The sequence below is a fragment of the Variovorax sp. YR266 genome, assembly GCF_900107295.1.
Classification (GTDB): domain Bacteria; phylum Pseudomonadota; class Gammaproteobacteria; order Burkholderiales; family Burkholderiaceae_C; genus Variovorax.
The window spans coordinates 1-1,997 of the sequence record NZ_FNPM01000043.1 but is presented as its reverse complement, the minus strand read 5'-3'; the positions used below and the strand labels follow the sequence as shown (position 1 = coordinate 1,997).

The 1,997-nt window shown below is 61.1% G+C and carries 1 protein-coding gene; it reads right to left on the bottom strand.

The features are described 5' to 3' along the window. Window positions 1-1,668, bottom strand: a 1,668-nt coding sequence (locus BLW48_RS36005; RefSeq protein ID WP_256331076.1) for a DUF6531 domain-containing protein, incomplete at its 3' end; no start/stop codon positions are given. Window positions 1,669-1,997 lie beyond the last annotated feature (329 nt).

The following is a 1,997-nucleotide window of genomic DNA, read 5'->3' as shown; positions in this document are numbered from 1 at the left end:
GGGATCGGTGGCGGTATCGACCAACTGCGAAGAGTTGTAGGTCCACTGCCAGAGTTGGGCCTTGTTGGTCGCGGTGTCGGTCACCATCTTCGACAGCACATTGCCGAGGGCGTCGTAGGTGTAGGCGGTGGTACGGCCGGACTCGGTGACCAACACAGGCAAGGCGAAGATCGCATGCCATTGCGTCGTGACTGTCCGTGCGTCTGAGGTGCCCGAGCCGTAGACCACAGTGGTGGGCAGACGGCGAACGGTATCCCAGGTCGTGGTGGTGGCGATGCCTTTGAAGTCAGTCTCGCTGGCGATCAGGCCATTGGCGTCTTGAACGCGGCTGGCGGCATCGCTCTTGCCTTCGCCCGAAGGCAGCGAGCCGCCTGTGACGGCGAGCTTGCCCTTGATGGTGCTGTAGCTGTAGCTGCGGCTCGTGCCCAGCGGATCGACTACGGCGGCAGAGCCTGTCGACGGATAGCTGACCTGATAGGCGTCGACGCCCCCTGCAAGTTGGGTGCTGATCGCGCGGCCCGTGGTGTCGTATGCGAACGTACCCCAGCGGACACCGGCTTCATCGAAGATGCCGGTCAGTGCCTGCGGAAACGAAGCGTTCTCATAGACGAAGTTGCGGCCCTTGCCGTCGGAGTACAGAACCGAGGACAGGCGACCGGAGCTGTCGTAGGCGTAGGTGATGACGCGCGCATCCGGGATCGTGACGGTGGTCAGTTGGCCTGCGCTGTTGTACACAAACACAAGGCTACGGCCAAAGCCGTTCGTAACGGAGGCCAGTTGGCCTGCGCTGTTGTAGCCATACGTGGTGATCCAGCCATTGCGATCCGCTTCGGTCTGCAGCTTGCCGGGGCCGTCAAAGCTGAGCGTGGTGTCGTCATCGGCGCGGTGATAACTCCAAGCGCCAGAGGCAAGTTGGGTCAGCGTGTCTGCATTGTTGCCGGCACTCCAACTGGTGGCCCCTGCAGCCTTACCAAAGGTCCGCACATAGCCTTCGCCGGTGGTGACGGCCACAGCCACGGGCGCTGTGCTGGGCGTGGTGACCAGCTTTGCACTGAAGTTGTGTGACCAGACTTGGCCGAGTGGATTGCCAGCTCGGGTCGAATCGCTCGCCCAACTGCTGCGATAAGTGCGCGTGAAGGAAAGGGCAGCGGGGCCGGAGTCGGACCAATCGGTCTCGGAGCGGTACTTCTCGGCAGTCGCAGGAAGAATCGGATTTGGGGTGCCAGCGCCATCCGAAATCTTGCACGATTGGCTTGCTATCGGCTGAGGAGCGCTCGGCCCGCCGCATGAGCGCCCATCTGCATTTTCCGGCGAGCCCGGGTCACATACGCACGAATTGCCTGCCCTTGCCGAATTCTCTGGGCAATTGGTCCAGCCAGCCTCCACGTCCAAACCACCACCTGCGCAACCCGAGAGCGAAGCTCCATAAGAAATCTTCGTCGCGCTAACCCAGTTAACCGAGGTCCAAATGCGGCAGTACACATACGGCGCCCACCTCGCATCCCACGCGGCTTTCTCTGCTGCCAACCCAACATCCGGGTCCGAATAGCTCGTGCCGGTTTGCGACCCGACCCACAAGGTAGAAGCAACCGGCTGTACTGCACTCGCGACACTCGACGCAAGCACCAGCGTCAGCAGAACTATCAAGTTGGGAAGCCTCTTGAGCATCGCCATCTTCGGGCCCAGTAGAAATCTCGGCGGTCCAGCTTGTCGATCTGTCGCTTCCCTCGAAACTGCAAGCGGTTCGCGGACCTTTTGCAGTGCTTCCCAAAGACTCATCGCGCGCTCCCTCGTGCTTTCTCGTTTGCGTATCTGAAAATCTGACGGCATCTCCGTGAGCCGTAACGGTCAACATTTCTTGAACGGTCGATCCCCCTCAGATGACGCGCACTGCCACGCAGCGTAAGCGTCAGCTCACGGCCCTCTTGACCGCAGCTGAACGATCAGATGTCGAAGACCTGGCGCAGCATGTGGAATGGCACTCGCCATGAATGCCC